The sequence below is a fragment of the Streptomyces sp. NBC_01454 genome (assembly GCF_036227565.1).
Classification (GTDB): Bacteria; Actinomycetota; Actinomycetes; order Streptomycetales; family Streptomycetaceae; genus Streptomyces.
In genome coordinates this window covers 1,326,416-1,343,530 of record NZ_CP109460.1, presented here as the reverse complement: position 1 = coordinate 1,343,530, position 17,115 = coordinate 1,326,416, and the positions used below count along the sequence as shown (strand labels likewise).

The 17,115-nt window shown below is 68.7% G+C and carries 10 protein-coding genes; 1 reads left to right on the top strand and 9 read right to left on the bottom strand.

All coding sequences use genetic code 11. From position 1 onward, the window contains the following. Window positions 1-865: 865 nt before the first annotated feature. The 4 genes from OIU81_RS05725 to OIU81_RS05710 form a co-directional block, all read right to left on the bottom strand. Window positions 866-1,024, bottom strand: coding sequence for a DUF6760 family protein (locus OIU81_RS05725; RefSeq protein ID WP_329144489.1), 159 nt, complete (start codon window positions 1,022-1,024; stop codon window positions 866-868). Continuing rightward, on the bottom strand, window positions 1,021-1,416 hold the full coding sequence (locus OIU81_RS05720) for a hypothetical protein (RefSeq protein WP_329144487.1): 396 nt from the start codon (window positions 1,414-1,416) through the stop codon (window positions 1,021-1,023). Before OIU81_RS05720 ends, OIU81_RS05725 begins: the two co-directional genes overlap by 4 nt. A gap of 105 nt (window positions 1,417-1,521) precedes the next feature. After that, window positions 1,522-3,078, bottom strand: coding sequence for a hypothetical protein (locus OIU81_RS05715; protein WP_329144484.1), 1,557 nt, complete (start codon window positions 3,076-3,078; stop codon window positions 1,522-1,524). Window positions 3,079-3,131: 53 nt separating this feature from the next. After that, window positions 3,132-4,454 carry a hypothetical protein gene (locus tag OIU81_RS05710; protein WP_329144482.1) on the bottom strand — a complete coding sequence of 441 codons (1,323 nt, stop codon included), beginning with the start codon at window positions 4,452-4,454 and terminating at the stop codon, window positions 3,132-3,134. 817 nt (window positions 4,455-5,271) lie between these two features. Between OIU81_RS05710 and OIU81_RS05705 the strand changes: the two genes are divergently transcribed. Further along, the gene (locus tag OIU81_RS05705) at window positions 5,272-7,011 is read left to right on the top strand and encodes an eCIS core domain-containing protein (protein WP_329144480.1); all 1,740 of its coding nucleotides are present in this window, start codon (window positions 5,272-5,274) and stop codon (window positions 7,009-7,011) included. Between the two features lie 101 nt (window positions 7,012-7,112). On the opposite strand, the gene OIU81_RS05700 is transcribed toward OIU81_RS05705, so the two are convergent. From OIU81_RS05700 to OIU81_RS05680, 5 genes are all read right to left on the bottom strand, one after another. Then, window positions 7,113-8,534, bottom strand: a complete 1,422-nt coding sequence (locus OIU81_RS05700; RefSeq protein WP_329144479.1) for a PE-PGRS family protein — start codon at window positions 8,532-8,534, stop codon at window positions 7,113-7,115. A gap of 524 nt (window positions 8,535-9,058) precedes the next feature. Next, on the bottom strand, window positions 9,059-10,783 hold the full coding sequence (locus OIU81_RS05695; protein ID WP_443074124.1) for an eCIS core domain-containing protein: 1,725 nt from the start codon (window positions 10,781-10,783) through the stop codon (window positions 9,059-9,061). A gap of 1,613 nt (window positions 10,784-12,396) precedes the next feature. After that, window positions 12,397-13,959 (bottom strand): GMC family oxidoreductase, encoded by a 1,563-nt coding sequence (locus OIU81_RS05690; protein WP_329144477.1) that lies wholly within the window; start codon window positions 13,957-13,959, stop codon window positions 12,397-12,399. Window positions 13,960-13,973: 14 nt separating this feature from the next. Continuing rightward, window positions 13,974-15,548 carry an APC family permease gene (locus OIU81_RS05685; protein WP_329144475.1) on the bottom strand — a complete coding sequence of 525 codons (1,575 nt, stop codon included), beginning with the start codon at window positions 15,546-15,548 and terminating at the stop codon, window positions 13,974-13,976. After that, window positions 15,545-17,014 carry an aldehyde dehydrogenase family protein gene (locus OIU81_RS05680; RefSeq protein WP_329144473.1) on the bottom strand — a complete coding sequence of 490 codons (1,470 nt, stop codon included), beginning with the start codon at window positions 17,012-17,014 and terminating at the stop codon, window positions 15,545-15,547. The genes OIU81_RS05685 and OIU81_RS05680 overlap by 4 nt, the downstream gene beginning before the upstream one ends. Between the last annotated feature and the right edge of the window lie 101 nt (window positions 17,015-17,115).

Below are 17,115 nucleotides of genomic sequence, written 5' to 3'. Positions count from 1 at the left end.
TCACCTCGGTTCGGGTGAGCTTCACGGTGGCCGAGGCAGTCTCCGTCGCGCCCCGGGACGATGGCACGACCAGGGGCCCGGTCGGCTTCGGGCCCGTCGTGCCCCGGACTCGCCGGCGTATCGGTGCCGTCGGCTTTCCCCCTGGCCCCTGGCCCCCGGTGCTTCCCGGGGCTGTCGACAGGCCCGGGTGTACGGTCCTCGGCACGCTCCGGGCCCGGCGAAGCTCCGGACCGGTCCTCGGGCCCGCTTCGGGCTCGCCGGTCCGCGCCATCTCCCTGCGGGGGCAGGCGGATTCCCCGCGAAGGCAGGCGGAGTTCCGCAACCTCGTCAACGGCCTCGTCCCCGCACCGGGCGCCCGTCCCGTACGCGCCGGGCCGATGACCCACGTGCCCGGCGTCCACCAGCGGAACGGCGGCGAAGCCCCCGGTTCCGGGAAGGGGTGGGACCGGGGAGGAGGCCACCTCCACCCCCGACAACTCGGATGGCGGTAACCCCCCGGCGGCCGGCGGCACTTCCGTCACCACTGCCACCGCGAACGGTGGAGCGCCATGGTCGGCCGGCACCAGCGCCAGCGGCACCCCGCGTGGCAGCAGCCGGCCGTCGGCCGTGACGAGCGGCGCCGGGCGCCAGGCCGCGAGGTCCTGCCGGAAGCCGTCGAGCCCGCAGGAGAGCGGCACCGGCAGCCGTAACAGGCCGACAGGTGCGACGACGCTCCAGTCCGCACGTGGCGGAGGGCCGGGCAGAGCCCCCTCCGGAGAGGCCGGCGCCGGTGCTCGGCCCGTACGCCGCCCCCGCCGCCACCGCTCGGGCTTCAAAGAGCCCAACGGGTTCAACCGCTTGAGCACCCCCACCACCCCCACCACACTCACCGCCCCTCACCGATCGAGGAGTTGATCCGCGCGATCTCACGCACCCACGCGCGCCGCTCCGCGTGCGGCAGGGCGAGGATGTCCTCGTACGCCCAGTGGAAGTGATAGGCGAGGTAGGCGCTCTCCTCACGGAGCCGGCGCTCCGGGTGCGTCATGCTTCCCCCAGGCGGCCGCCCGTGGCCGGTCCGGGCAGGGCGAAGCTCGTTCCGCAGGAGGGGCAGGCGACGGCTCCGTGACCGGAGTCCAGGCCGTTGATGCGTCGGTAGAGGTCCTGGAGATGGGCGAGGTCCTTGGCGAAGAGCCGTTCCACCACGCCCGCGTGGATGTCGCTCACGGTCCCCAGCCGCGTGATGACGAGGCTGAGGAGGACGACCCCCAGATAGGCGGGGTTCTCCCGGACCCGCTGGTCGATCAGGGGCGACAGCTCGTCGCGGGCCGTGGCGAGCCGCATGGCGCCCTTGCGGTGCACAGTGCCCGCGGCGTCCACATAGCCGTGGGGAAGCTCGAAGTCGTACTCGGTGCGCAGCAGCGAATCGTTCTCCTGCATGGTGGGGCGGTCCCTCCTTCTGCGCCGGGCAACCGGGTGCCGGCCGGCGGATCCCGGCTCCCGCCGCAGGGGTGGGAGCCGGGAGGGTCGGTCAGTGCGCGGCCGTCACTGGATGTACTGGTCGAGCAGAAGGCTGACCGGGGTCTTCGCCACCCGGACCCGTACGGCGAACACGTCCGCCTTGTCACCGGCCGTCAGCACCGGGGAGGCGGCCGAACCGTCGGTTCCGCTGGTCACCTTGGCGGTGTCCACTCCGCCGGGGAACGTCGCCGCACCCTCGTCCCGGATCTTGAAGGTGACCTCGGCGCCCGGAACGGGACTGCCGTTCTCGTCCTCCACGATGACCTTCATCGGCTCGTCGAAGGACTTCCCCGGGGTTACGGTCTGCCCGGCACCCGCGATGTACCGGACGTGGTGCGCGGCACCCACCGGCGGGGTGACGGTGAGCCGGGAGAAGGAGGCGACGGCCTCGGTCTCCGACCAGCGGGCGGTGACGACGCAGGGGCCTTCCTTGAGCGTCTTGAGCAGGGAGCTCGTGGCGACGCCGGCCTGGTCGAGGTCGCTGCCGGTGTATCGGACCTCCTTCGGTTTGCCGTTCTCGAAGACGGCCGAACCGCCCTCGACGGAGAACTCGATCCGTTGCTGGGCCACCGGCGTACCGTCCAGCTGGACGGCCTTGACCACGAGCGGTTCGGGGAAGCGCTGACCGACCGCGACCGACTGGTCGTCTCCGGAGACGACGGCCAGCCGGTACCGGGACACGCGCCGCAACGCCGGCCTGCCGGAGAGCGCGGCCCACAGTCGGCTGTCGGCGGACACGGCCAGCCCCGAGGGCTGCGAACCGTCGCCGGTGGAGAACATGGTCGCCCTGCCCTCTCCGGGCAGGACGTAGCCGATGGCGTCGCCCTGGGTGCTGGTGAACCAGAGGGTGCCGTCCGCCGTCGTCTTCAGGCGGTGTGCCGGAGAGGGGGCGTCGACACGCGTGATCAGACCGTCCTCGACGCCGTACTTGAAGATCGCGTTGTCCGGGCCGGCCACCCATACGGTGTCGCCCGACGGCGTCACCGCCAGGTCCCGTGCCTCGACGCCGATGTTGACGGGAGGCAGGAAGGCGCCGTTGTGCGCGTCATACCTGACCAGCGACCTGCCCCCGGGAGAGCTGAGCCAGTAGAGGGTCGGCTCGCGCTCCGAGACGGCCACGCCGTAGAGGCCGTCATCGTACGAGAGTGAATTCGAGGTGACACCACCGGAGTTGACGAAGACCAGCCGGTTCCGGTCGGACAGTACCGCGACGATGCGGTCCCATCCTTCACGGCTCTTGGCGAACGCCATGGAGTGGCATTCCCGCCCGCTGTCCAGAGGGTGGATCTGATAGCTGCCGTGGTTGTCGCATTTGACGAAGGCGGCTTCGCTCTGTCCCGAGACGAAGGTCCACACCCCGTGGCCGGGCCAGGCGACCAGGGAGTCAGCGGTACCGGCAAAGGGCGGCCCCGGAGTGAAGACGGTGCTGCCCCAGGGGCTACGGGGCTCGAAGCGGCCGATCGTGCCCTCTGCTGTCACGAACCACAGGTTCTGGTCGTCGCTCTGCCACGCCAGGTCCACGGCGGGCGCGCCGATGGGGAACTCGTCGGGATTGCTGGCTGGGATCGTAGTGGCTGTCATTCTGGTGCTCCCTCCTGAAGGCGGGATGAACCGCACGGGTCGATGCCGGTCCGCTAGTCCTGGGTGATCCTCAGCGTCGTGGTCGCGTGCGGTTCGGTGTTGCCCAGACCGACGCTCAGGATCGCCACTTCCTCGATCAGCCCGGCAGCCACGGGCGGCACGGCGACCCGGCCGAGCTGGTCGGTCAGCACCACACGCTCCCGGGTCCCGTCGTCGAAGGTCGCCCCGTCCGCATCGATGCGGCAGGTGAGCGGAATGCCCGGTACGGGGTGGCCGTTGGAGATGTACTCGGCGATGAGGGGCTGCTGGACGTGGTCCTTCATGTGCACCACGGACTCGCCCTGATAGACCACCTGGGTTCGGCCGACGAGGGAAGCACCACCGTATGGAGGCGGAGGTACGACGTACTTGCCGAAGGACTTGTTCCCGGGACTCGTGTACCAGAGCTCCCCGTTGATACCGACGCAGAGGCCCTGAGCGCCTTTGCCGTGGGGGAGGTCGATCGTGGATTCCAGGCTCGGCTGATGGCGGTCGATTTCGTGCAGGCCCTTGCTGGAGGCCACCCACACCTTGTCGTCCGTGTAGAACACCAGCTGTTGCGGCACCGCGTCGCCCAGCGACACGGTGGTGCTGAGGCCCTCCGCGATGTCCCAGCGGATCACCTGGTTGGGGTTGGTGGCGGTGAACCAGACCGCCTCGGTGTCGGCGATGATGTAGAAGGGCTTCTGCTCGGGGCCGTCGAGGATTCCGACGCTTTCCCATGTCGACTGTCCGGGCGAGCGCCGGAACACGCCGTTCTTGGTCCTGGTGGGGTTGCTGGCCCGCTTCTGACCTGTCGCCCAGTAGGTATGGGTCTTCTTGTCCGTCGGGTCCGTCGCGACGGCCACGTCCCAGAGATAGGTGTCGTGACCGACGGGCATCTTGGCGTATGTGCCGCCCTGGGCGGGGATGGGGAGGATGCCGATGTAGTTGTGGATCGGCTCGGCGAACAGCAGGTCGTAGCTGATGTTCGGTTTGCCCTCGGTACCCTTGTCGGTCGTCCGGAGCTTGATGCTCTCCGCCCGGCCGTCCCGCGGCTCCAACTCGTACACGGTGATCGGGAAAGACCCTTGGGTTTCCATCATCAGGATGGGGTCCACCTTGTCCGGCGACGCCATCCAGATCCGCTGGTTCTCGGACACCGGGTCCTTCATGACTCCGGCGGTGAGGTCGTAATTCAGGGTCGGGATTTCTCGCCTGCTGTTGGGGTCGTTGGGATTGACCCTGATGACCTTCCGGTTGCTGGTGGTGATCCACAAGTAGCGCTGATTTCCCACGGCCACCGAATGCGGTGTCAGATTGAGGTTGAAGTCCTGGATGTTGGCGGTGTCTGCCACGTGATCCCCCTCTGGCCTTTTGTTGAAGCGTGAACCCATCGGAGGGCGCGTGGAAGTGAACACCCGCAAAAGGTGCCGCAGAGTGATGGCTCACGTCAGGACGATGCTCGGCCGGTTGAGAGTATGCCGCCAGCACTCGCCTACGCACCTGGGTGAAACCGGCCACCGCGGGGGCAGTGTTTCGAGCCTCCGGGCGGTGCGACTCCGACACCTGGGGCATGGATGGCCGTTCGGCTGCAAACAGGGGTGTCCGGCGGCATCATTCCACGCGATCCCCTTTTGTTTCCTCTCGTTTGTCGTCACGTCAAGGACGCTTATCCGCCGTCGATTTGAAGGAAGGGCGTGGCCGGAAATATGTCAAGAATCGTTTCCGCACACGGGGAAAGTAGCTTTGCGGAGGGAAACGACCTCAGCTGAATTCGTGCGGACCCGTGAATGCCCATAGCCGGCCCCTCGTGCTTCACAGCCCCGAGGTACCGGCAGGAAGGCCAGGCCACCGACAGGCAGCATCGCAGTCTGGTCATCGGACCGGATTGGCAGGGCCTCCCCTCAATGTCCCATCGTGTTCTCCTCTCCCCAACGGACAGGAAACGGACCGCACTTGACGCTGCTGAACGTCACGGTCCACTGTGTGGTGGTTTTGCCTTGAGGAGGAGCCTTGCGCAGTCGGACTCCGTTATCGGATCGGTCGCAGTGCCCGGCGCGGAAGCCGCCTGGGTCCGAGCGGGCCAGGCCGGCGTCGGCCCGGGCTCCCTCCGGGAGGTCCCCATTGCTCCTGGCCCTCCAACGAGCCGTGGGAAACGGCGCGGTCCTCAGGATGCTGCAAGCCGGCGGTGCTCCCCGCGAACAGTCCACCGTGCCCGAGGTGCTGCGCAGCGGCGGCCGTCCGCTCGACGCCCCCATCCGGAGCGAAATGGAAGCACGGCTCGGTGCCGACCTGTCCGACGTGCGCGTCCACAGTGATGCCGCCGCCCACCGCTCGGCCAAGGAGATCGGTGCGCGCGCCTACACCGCCGGCAATCATGTCGTCATCGGGCACGACGAGGCGGACCTGGCTACTTTGGCGCACGAGCTCACGCACGTCATCCAGCAGCGCCGGGGCCCGGTGGCGGGTTCCGACACCGGTCACGGATTCGCGGTGAGCGACCCGGGCGACCGCTTCGAACGGGAGGCCGAGGCCCACGCGTCACGGGTCATGAGCGCGTCGGTGGGAGCGACGGAGCGCCGGCCTCTCGCCCCAGCGCCTGCACCGCCCGCGAGCACTCCGGTCGTGCAGCGCGCGATGCACCTGGCCAATTACGACGAGCGTATCTACCAGGACTCGCGCGACCCGAATGCCGAGTACGCCTTTGTGAAGAAGACCGACGGCAGGCTGCTCTTCGCGCGGTACGACGGCGTCGACAGGCTGAAGGCTGCACTTGGTGCCGCCGGCTTCGTCGGCGACGTCCGGCCGAGCGCCCTCGACGATTTCATCAAGGACGCCTACCGGGAGAGGAGCCGCCGATGGAGCCGTCTTTGGCACGCACTCGGGGGCCTCTTCCACTACGACAGCGTCGCCAAGACCGTCCTTCCGGTCGACGAGGAGACTCTGGGCCGCGCCACGCCCGGTCTCGTCGCCGCGATCGCCAGGCACGGTCCGCAAATCTGGCACCACTCCGGTGGCTCGCGAGTACCGAGGGCGGAAGGACATCTGTACGGCCTGGATCTGTCCCACTGCCAGGCCCTGGAAGTGCTCGGCATCGACGAGGACACCGCCTCCGACTTCGATGGCGTGCCGTACGAGCGTCTCGCTGAGCGCCAGTACGAACAACGACGCCTGATTTTCGAGAACCAGGACAACGGTGCCAACTTCTTCGAGTACGGAGGCCGCTTCCCGGGAGACCGTACGCGGGTCATGTACGTCTCCACGGCCGGCACGGTCCGGTCCGCCGCGCACCGCATCCGCATCGCGAACCGACGGTTCGGCGACGCGGAGTTCTTCGCGCCGGACCTGTCCGAGGAGACGCAGAGCGCGCTACGGGCCGAGTACGCCCGGCTCACCCCTCCCCGCTCGGACACCGGCTGGGTGCCGGGCACGGAGCTGACCGCCGTGGACCGCGGCGCCGGCCAGGACAGCGCGATGAACGGGTGGAACGCTCTCGGCGTGGTGGCCTACGCCAAGCGCTTCCTGGGCACCCCGTACGAGCTGGACCAGAACTGGGAATGGCTGCACGTGCAGGGCGCGCAGATCGGCGGGGTAACCGACGCGAGCAACCTGGTGGCGGGCACCTACGTCACCAACTCCGCGATGATCCCCTACGAGGACATGATCGCCAAGTGGGCCAGAACGGATGCCCGGAGCTTCTGGGCCCGGTTCGAAGTAACCCCTGGGGGGACCCTGTTCCCGGACAGGATCAGGTTTTCCCTCAAGACCGACGAGCACCGGGACCTGGGCACGCTCCCCGGGATGGTTCTCGCGGAGTTCGATCCGCTCCGCGGCAGGATCGTCGATCGCCTCGCCGGTGAAATCACGAAGCGCAATGTCGACGCCACCCGCGGGCTGTACGAGCCCGGCTGAAACCAGGACCTCGGCCGGCCATCACCTCCACCCGCCACGGGGCTCGCCGAGGCCCGCCTCGGCACCGACGACAACCGTGCCCAACGCCGCCTCTTCCGCCGTCATTCGTCCCGGCGGCGGCCGGCCAGCTCCGAGTAGAGCGCACGCCGTGCGACGGGATCGGTCCCGGCCGCGGCCAGCCGTCGCGCCCAGTCCTCCTTCAGCTCCTCCAGGAACCGCATCCAGCCGCCGCCCGTCGGGGTCCGGAACTCGCCGATGTCGACGTAGCGCTGGTTCACGGCCAGCTTCCCCTCGCCGATCTTGTCCTTCTTGTGCCCGTAGAAGCTGGATTCCGGGTTGGCGGTGGCCTCGGTGGAGCGCCACGTGTGCCGGTACCCGACCGGGCTGGGGCCACCCGGTGACGTGGTCTCGATTCCCACTTGCAGGGCACCGGCGCGATTGCGGCGCGGCGGGGTGAAGCCGAGGAACATATGGCCGTGCCCACCGTCCGGGAGGACCACGTCGCCATTGAAGTCGCGGCTGCCCAGGCCACCGGCGGCCAGATCGAGGCCGTAGAGCCGCACCCGCTCGAACCTGCTTCCGAACTGCACGACGTTCTTCACCGAGGCGAGCTTGCCACCCTGCTCCCTGAACTTGCCCGCGACGCCGTCCCTGTTCTCGCCGATCTTCATGTGGTGGGTGCCGAAGGCGCGTCGCTCTGCGGGATTCACCTCGTGCCCGCCGTCGCGGGTCACCCCGAGCCAGTCGGTGAGCGCGAAGGCGGAATCCCTGACCTCCAGTTGCGGGATCCGGATGTTGACCCGTCCGCCGTGGGCCAGCGCGCGGGCGACGTCTCCTTCCCTGAAGTCGATGTGATCCGCGCCTTCCTTGTACACCTTCAGGCCGTTCTGCAGGATCAGAAAGACGTGGGTCAGGATGGTCCGGGCCCGGGCGTCCTTCCGCCACGCGTCCGGGTCGTTCGGTACGAGGGCGGCGCGGGGATCCAGCGTGTCGACGAAGGTCCCGTGGATCTGCCGATCACGCTCTTCTTCGGCGCTCTTTCGCGCGTCGTCGGGCAGGGAGCCGCGCAGGGCCAGGTGACGGCCGAGGGTGTATGCGGGACTGGTGGGAGTCGGCTGGCCCTCTTCCGGCCGGCGCCTCGTCCACTCCAGGGTGGCGATGAGCAGGCGGCGACCCGGCTGCAGCCGCAGCCAAGTGCGATAGTCGCCCTTCTCGGTGTACTTTTCGGCGTCCTCGTAGCGGCCGATGCCGATGTCGTCGAGCCACTCCGGTGACCGGGAGAGGATCTGGATGTTCCGGAGCTCGTCGGCGCTGAACACCGGACCCTCGGTGAGACGTCGGGTCAGGGCGGCCCTGACATGGCTGGTACGGATCTGCCGGGTACCGCTGTCCCGTCCGGTGAGCAGCTCACCGAGACGCCCCCTTGCGGCGCGTTGCTCGGCGACCAGTGCCACGGCGCGGTTGCCCAGGACGGGCTGCAGATCGGCCAACCCGGCGGCCGGCGGCGCTAACGGCCGTGTCACGGCCTGGTGTGCGGGGCTGGTAAGCGTCGCCGAACCCGTCCGACGGCTTTCGTCGAGGTGTTGCCCCCTGTACGAGCGCATCCGCCTACCCCTCCGTGGTCGATGAAGCCCAGGGCCACCGCTTGAAGGACGGTCGCCCCAGCGCCCATTTTATCCGGAGACAGAGGGCGTTGTCAGAGTATGGTCACGCTGCGAAAGACCTTGGGCGCACCCGGTGGGAGTGGGATACGACGTCTCCCCGTGAACTACGGATGAGGGAGAGACGTGCGGGGTCGCCCGTAGTCGGCTATGGCATGACGGCCGGTGGAGTCGTTGCTCAGGGGCGGTAGTCGGTGGAGGAGGAGCGGGATGCGGGCTCAGGAATCGCGGCATGCCCGGCAGAGGAGCGGGGGTGGCCGGCTCCCGACGGAGTGCCGATGCCTTCTCCAAAGCGCAAAGCACACCCGTACTTTCTCCCGGGGTTGCTCGGAGTGCGAGCCCGGGAAGCCCATCGACCCCAGGGGGCGGGGTCCGCGAGCGACGGTTCAGCGACCCAGCTCCTTGTAGGCGCGGCTGACTGCGTAGAGCAGACTGTTCCTGCTCCGGAACGCAATCTCCACCACCTGGTCATCGAGCTTCGCCAGCATCTGGTTCTCCCTGATCCTGGCCTTGAGGCCCTTGGTGTCGATGGGGCTGTTGGAGGTCAGTTTCTTGGCGGCCAGACTCCTGAGCACGCTCAGGTCGGTCACTTTCGCGTAGACGAGTTCGGCCAGGGCCAGCTTCACGTCATTGTCCAGTCCGTACACCGTGGCGACGCGGTCCTGCCACTCCTGCTTCCTGGCATGGCTCTGTGCGAGGTCGAAGAGCTTCTTGAGCGTGTCTTCGGTGACAGCCTGGCCCTTCCTGTGCCCCCCGACGTTCGTGCCGACCCGGTCCATGTCGGTGGTGATCGCGTACCGGGAGTCGAAGCCCTCTGTCACGTTGTCACGCTTGGAGCGCAGCGAGTTCACCAACTGCTCGCCCTCCAGCCTGCCGGTCCCGAAGGAGATGCCGTCCTCCAGCTGGTCCATGTCCCAGTCTGTCTTCACCTTCACGAAGGTGTTCGGCTCGGGGTAGTAAACGGAGCGTGGATTCACCTCGGCCATGGCGTTCCGGACGGCGAGGTCCACCTGATTGGCGTGCCAGATCAGGATGCCTTCGTCGGTGTCCTTGGTGTCCTCGGAGGCCGTGTAGCCGCCGCTGAACAGGTCCTTCTCCCCGGTGTCCAGGACCTTGGCGGCTGCCGAGAACAGCGGTCCCGCCTTGGTGTCGAACGACTGGGTGTCGGAGTCGCCGGTGTGCAGATAGACATGGTCCCTGCCACGGTCCGTCAGCCCTCGGACCAGTTCGCTCACCACGGGGTGGCGCAGGATCTGGTCCCTGATCTCGCCGTAGGGGATGGTGGCCTGGTTGATGTTCGCGGTGGACGAGACCCTGTGGTCGGCCCAGGTGAATCCGACGACCTCGACCCGGAATCGGTTGTTGTCCCAGCGGCTCGTGAAGTCGTTGATCTTGTTCCTGAGCAAGGTCTCCTTGGCAGCCGCGCTCTCCTGTCGCTGGAGCCAACAGTTCACCCCGATCACCAGGGCGAATCGGTCCACGGGCGCCGTCTCCCCGGTGAATCCCGTGTTGTACTTGTCGGCGATCGCGAAGAGGTCCAGTTGGTCGCTGAGCACGGCGGGCACGAGCGCGACCGTCCCCATGCCTCCGGGTTCGACTTCGTCCTGGCCGAAGGTGCCGGCCCGCGCGGATGCGTCGAGGGGGGTGATCTCCCCCGCCCGCTGTACGGCCAGCGGCCCTGCCTTCAATGCGGACTGCGGCGCTGAGCGCTCCACTGCCCGTTGGGCCGAGCCCGCCGGGCTGGGGCCGAGGCTCATGGCGCGGGTGGCGTTGGCCACGGCCGCGCGTTCGAAGCGGTCGGACGGGTCGCTGATCTTCAGGCCCGTCCCATCGTCGGTACCGGCGACGGGGCCTTGGCGTTGTTGGATGATGTGGGCGAGTTCGTGGGCGAGGGTGTGTTTGTCGCTGCCGCCGTCGCCGATGACGATGTGGTTGCCGCTGGTGTAAGCGCGGGCGCCGACTTCGGCTGCGGATTTCTTGGCGGAGGCGTCGGTGTGGATCCGGACGTCGGAGAAGTCCGCGCCGAAGCGGGCCTCCATGTCCGTACGGGTGGCAACGTCCAAAGGTCGCCCGCCGGCGCGCAGGACGTTGTGGACTGCGGAGCGCTGCATCTGGCGTTGTGCGTCCTGGTGGCCGCAGCCGACACCGTACTGGTGCTGTTTTTGGGCCCGGGGGCGCCTGGCCTGGCGGAGCATCTGTACAACGGCGGCGTTTCCGGCCGTACTCTGAAGAGCGAGGAGATGCGGGACCTGGGCGCGTACTGCGGCCTCAGGCTTGCGGGCGGGGGCTCGCCCGCTCGTGGTGCAGGCCGAGGAGATCTTGTCGTGGTCGCGCAACGGGGCCTCTTTCCCGCATCTGGTCGGCGACTACCTCATGCAGTCTTACTGGATGGTGACCGAGAAGGTCAAGCGCTGGTCGCCTGCCCTCGTGCATGGCGCCACGCACGGACTGCCGTTCCCCCTGATCACGCAGTCTCCGTTCGACCTGACGGTGATTGTGGTGACGCATATCGTCCTGGACCGCACTCGTGCCGCGAAGTATCCGGTCCGGGTGCGCAACCTGCTGGTGCTGACCTTGCGCCGGGGGCGGGGCGACGTGCAGCGGAACCAGGGCTCGCCGGTGGCCGTTCCGTCCGGCCCGGCGAACGTCTTGGTCCTTGCCGCCGGCAACGTGGTGCACCTGGCCATCAACGCGGCTGCGCTGGCGTGGTGGGCTGCCGCCGCTGACCCGGTCAGTGGTTCACCGGGGCCATCAGCTTGCGGTTGGCCGTTCGTGCCGCGGCGAAGTCCTCGTCCCGTTCGGCGAGTTCCGCGCGGTGGCCGAGGACCTCCTGCTCCAACTCACCGACCCGGCGGGCGAGCCTTCCGACGTCTGCCGGGGCGCCGAGGCCGGAGGCTTCCCAATCGTTTGCCCAGGTCCTCGGAGACCGTCTGTGTCGCACTTTGACTCATCACCAAGTCCGCCGACCCGTGTCTTTGGTAGGTGCATCGACACAGTCACCACGAGCGAATCTCCACAGGCCAAATGGCGTGCAACACGACCAGCCTCTCTTTGCGGCCCCCGCCCAGGGGCCGAACCGGCTGTTACGGCAAGTGCAACTCACCCCGCAATACCGGCATGTGCGTAGGGTTCCATTCTCCCCTCGGACACACAGCGAAGCACATCGCAGCGGGTTGCGGCCACACGGTCACAACCCGTTGTTTTGCGTGCTGCCCCTCTCCGCCGCGCGTTCGGGATATCGCGGCGCTTTACCGGTCGGTTCGACGGCTCGATCACGAAGACGGGTTACGTACGGCGAAGGGGCGGTAGGGCCTGCCGAGGGAGAACATGGCGACCGGCTCCACGTCCGGACGGCACCGGTTTGGCGAAGCCGGTGTATACGGATGGTGGCCGTTTGTTCACGCAGGGCTCGCATGTGCCTCAGGTCCCCGCGCAGACCCCTCGTGACCAGGGCTTTTCTCCCTGCGTGAGGCTGTGGGATGGGCGGCAAAATACCCCTTCCATCCCTCTTGTTCCGGAGTATCCTGGTACAAGGCCTACGGGGCGAGCGAGGGAGTTCGACCGGACGGGCCTCGGGGAAGAGAGTTCTGGCTCTCGCCGAGGACATGAAGGAAGGTCGGGCTGAGAGGCTGGAAGGTCGTGAGACCGGAAGGCGACCCCTAGCACCTGATCCGGACAATGCCGGCGAAGGGAGCCCACCTCGTAGGTCGTCAGTGTGCCTTGATCAGGCGGTACGCAGCAGGTCGGCGCACTTCTCCCCGATCATCATGGTGGTGATGCACGGGTTCACGGCGGGCAGGAACGGCATCACGGAGCCGTCGGCCACGCGCACGCCGGTGACGCCCTTCACGCGGAGTTGGGGGTCGAGCGGGGTCGCCCGGTCGTCCGTCGCGCCCATGCGGACGGTGCAGGCCGGGTGGTAGACGGTGTTGTGGGTCGTGCGGATGTAGTCGAGCAGGTCGGCGTCGGAGCGGGCGGAGGGGCCGGGGGCGAGTTCGGTGCCGGCCCAGTCGGCCATGGGGGGCTGGGAAATGATCTCGCGGGCCAGGCGGAGTCCCGCGGTCATGACGCGCACATCGTGCTCATCGGTGAAGTAGCGCGGGTCGACCATGGGCTTGTCGCGGAAGTCGCGGGTGCGCAGACGTACGGTGCCCAGGGAGCGGGCGCGGGTGACGTTCGGGGTGAGGCAGAAGGCGTTCTCGGAGGTCGGGTAACCGCGGCGGTAGGTGTTCATGTCGAACGGCATCGCGCCGTAGTGGAACATCAGGTCCGGGCGGTCGAGGCCGGGTTCGGTGTCGGCGAAGATGCCGATCTCCCACCACTGGGTGGACGAGGTGACCATGGGCCGCCGGGCGTCCCACATGATCACGCCCTCCGGGTGGTCCTGGAGGAAGGAGCCGACGCCGGGGGAGTCGACGAGCGGGTCGATGCCGGTGGCGCGCAGATGGGTGGCCGGGCCGATGCCGGAGAGCATGAGCAGCTTCGGGGTGTCGATGGCGCCGCAGGAGACGACGGTCTCGCGGCGGGCGTGGACGGTGCGGGTGTGGACCAGGTCGGGGGCGAGGTAGTCCACGCCGGTGCAGCGCCGGGAGGAGTCGAAGTTCAGGCGTCTGGCCTGGAGTCCGGTGCGTACCTCGAGGTTCTTGCGGGTGCCCATGACGGGGTGGAGGTAGGACACCGAGGACGAGGAACGGGTGCCGTCCGGGCGGCAGTTGATCTGGAACCAGTGCGCGCCGCGGATGACGGTCCGGCCGGTGTTGAACGGCGTCGTCGGGATGCCGGCCGCCGCGCAGGCCTCCAGGAGGGCCACCCCGCACGGATCGTTGGGCGGGATGGTGCGCAGGGTCACCGGGCCGCTGCGGCCGTGGTGGTCGCCGGGGGCGTCGTTGTTCTCCAGCCGCTGGTAGAGCGGGAAGCAGTCGGCCGCGCTCCAGCCCGTACAGCCCATCGCGGCCCACTCGTCGAGGTCCTCGGCCGGGGCCCAGAAGGCGATGCAGGAGTTGTGCGAGGAGCAGCCGCCGAGCACCTTGGCACGGGCGTGCCGCATGAAGCTGTTGCCGTTCTCCTGGGGCTCGACCGGATAGTCCCAGTCGTAGCCGGACTCCAGCAGCCCCATCCAGCGGTCCAGGCGCAGGATGTCGTCGTCACCGACGTCGGAGGGGCCGGCCTCCAGGAGGCAGACGCTGACCGCCGGGTCCTCGCTGAGCCGGGCCGCGACGACGGCTCCGGCCGTGCCGCCGCCGACCACCACGTAGTCGAACTCGTCCACAGGCGCTTCTCGGGACATCGTGCCGCTCCAGATCAGGGGGTGGGGGCGCCGCTGTCGCCCGGGGTGCCGCTGTCGGAGGCGACGGCGGCATGCATGGCCAAAACGCCCGTCTTCTTGCGCTGGACGAACCAGTAGTAGGCGAACCCGCCGATCGCCACGACTCCGATGAACAGGAAGGCGCCCCAGCGCAGATACCAGTGCTGGGGGCCGGTCGCGTTGTAGACCGCGGCGCGCGGCCAGGCGAGGTTGAGGGACATGGCGAAGCCCCAGAGGACGGCCAGGACGTTCACCGGGAGGCCGAACCTGCCGAGGGAGAACCTCCCCTTGACCGGTGTCCAGTTGCCGCGCAGCCGCTGGACCAGCATCGGCAGGGTGACCGCCAGATACGCCAGATAGATCATGATGATCGCGATGCTGGTGATCACCGAGAAGATCTGCGGCTGGTTGACGTTGATGAGCAGGATGCCGATGCCCACCAGCCCGATGATGACGGCCGGCAGCACCGGCGTCTGGAAGCGCGGGCTGACCTTGGCGAGCAGGGAGGCGGCCGGCAGGTTGTTGTCCCGGGCCATCGCGAACGCCAGCCGGATGCCGGCGGTGTGCACCGCCAGCTCGCACACCGTGATCGCGATGACCACACACCAGAGCACGATCTGTCCCACGGTCGATCCGAGCGTGGAGAGCACCACGTACTGCAGACCGTCCACGGACAGCTGCTTGGCGTGCAGATCGGGCACGGCCAGCAGGGCGAACAGCAGGATCAGGCCGCCGATGATGAAGGAGGCGACCAGTGCCCGCAGGATCGCCCGGGGGGCGTTGCGGCCGGGGTCCTTGGACTCCTCACCGAGCGAGGAGGCCGTGTCGAAGCCGTACATCACATATGCCGAGGCCAGCGACGCGGTGAGGAACGCGCCGAAGTAGCCCAGGCTCTGGCCCTGGCCCAGACCGAAGGTTTCGGTCACCGCGGAGGGGCCGCGGGCGATGTGCGCGGCCAGCAGCAGGACCAGGACGATGGCGGCGATCAGCTCGATCGCCACGCCCGCGGAGTTGATCCGTGCCATCAGCTTCACGCCGAAGGCGTTCACCAGGGTGGTGAAGGCGATCAGGACGGTGCCGAGGAGCACGGCGTTCTCGGCGGCGGACTTGCCGGTGCCGTCGCCGATGAACTGGAACCACGACGAGATCTGCGGCAGCGTCACCTGGTAGGCCAGCGCCACCGCGGACAGCGAGACCATGGAGGCGGTCAGCATCATCCAGCCGCCGAGCCAGCCGACGTGCGGACCGCCGAGCTTCTTGGCCCAGTTGTAGATGGATCCGGCCACCGGATAGCGGGCGGCCAGTTCACAGAAGCACAAGGCGACCATCAGCTGCCCGAGGAAGACCATCGGCCAGGACCACCAGTACGCCGGGCCGCCGTGGGCGATACCGAAGTAGAACAGCTGGAAGGTGCCGGTGAGGATCGAGATGTAGCTGATGCCGGCCGCGAAGGTGTGGAAGTTGCCCAGGGTGCGCTTGAGTTCGGGCTTGTAGCCGAGTTCGGCGATGGCCTCGTCGTCGTGCGCGTGGTCCGCCGCGGTGTCGGGCCGCGAAGCTGCGGGATCGGTCACTCGAACCACCTCTGCGGACGCGGCGCGGTATTGCGCCAGACGTGCTTGGCCTCCTGGTACTCGGCCAGCCCCGCGGGCCCCAGCTCCCGTCCGACGCCCGACTGCTTCATCCCGCCCCACTCCGCCTGCGGCACGTACGGATGGAAGTCGTTGATCCACACCGTTCCCGCGCGCAGCCGGGCGGCGACCCGGTGGGCCCGTTCGCTGTTCTGCGTCCACACCGCGCCGGCCAGCCCGTACACCGTGTCGTTGGCCAGTGAGACCGCCTCGTCCTCGTCCCGGAACCGTTCGACGGTCAGCACCGGGCCGAAGCTCTCGTCGCGGACGACGGACATGTCCGGGGTGCACTCGTCCAGCACGGTCGGCAGGTAGTAGAAGCCGTGGGACAGCGACGGATCGTCGGGCGCCGAGCCGCCGCAGAGGAGGACGGCGCCCTCGTCCAGCCCGGCCGCCACATACGCCTCCACCTTCGCGCGGTGCGCGGCCGAGATCAGCGGACCGGTGCGGGCGTAGTCGTCGAACGGTCCGCCGAGCCGGATCCGCTGGGCGCGGGAGACCAGCTCGTCGACGAACGCGTCGTGCAGCTCCTCCTGGACGAGCAGCCGGGCGCCGGCCGAGCAGACCTGGCCGGAGTGCAGGAAGACCGCCATCAGGGCGTAGTCGACGGCGGTGTCGAAATCGGCGTCGGCGAACACGATGTTGGGGTTCTTGCCGCCCAGCTCCAGAGCGATCTTCTTCACGGTGGGCGCCGCCGCGGCCATGATGCGCCGGCCGGTGACCAGCCCGCCGGTGAACGAGACCATGTCCACCCGCGGGTCCTCGGTCAGCAGTGCGCCCACGGTCTGTCCGGTGCCCAGCACCAGGTTGGCGGCGCCGTCCGGCACCCCGGCCTCGGCCAGCAGCCGCAAGAGGTGGATGGCGGTGTGCGGGGTCAGCTCGCTGGGCTTGAGGACGAAGGTGTTGCCGGTGACCAGGCAGGGCGCGACCTTCCAGGCGGTCTGCAGCAGCGGGTAGTTCCACGGGGTGATCAGCGAGCAGACCCCGACCGGCTCATGACGCACCGTGCTGTCGATCTCCGGTGCCCCGGCGTCCACCACCCGGTCGGCCGCGCCGGCCGCGCCGAGGTTGCCGAAGTAGCGGAAGCAGTTGGCGATGTCGTCCATGTCGTAGGCGCTCTCGACCAGCCGCTTCCCGGTGTCCAGCGACTCGGCCCGGGCCAGCGTGTCCTTGTCGCGCTCCAGCAGCTCGGCGATCCGCAGCACCACCTGGCCGCGCTCGGCCGCCGGGGTCCGCGGCCAGGATCCGTCGTCGAAGGCGGTACGGGCGGCGAAGACCGCTGCCGCCGCGTCCTTCGGTCCGCCCTCGTCGACCGTCGCGACCAGCGTGCCGTCCGCGGGGCAGCGGATCTCACGCAGCTGCCCGTCGGCCGCTGCGGTCCACTGGCCGCCGATGAACAGATCCGGCATGTGCTGCCTCCGGTCTCCGGGCTCGTACGGGGCGGCAGCGGCGGGCGCGGCGCCCCGACCGGCGGCGTCAGGCCGCCGGCTGGCCCGCCGTGCGGACCTCG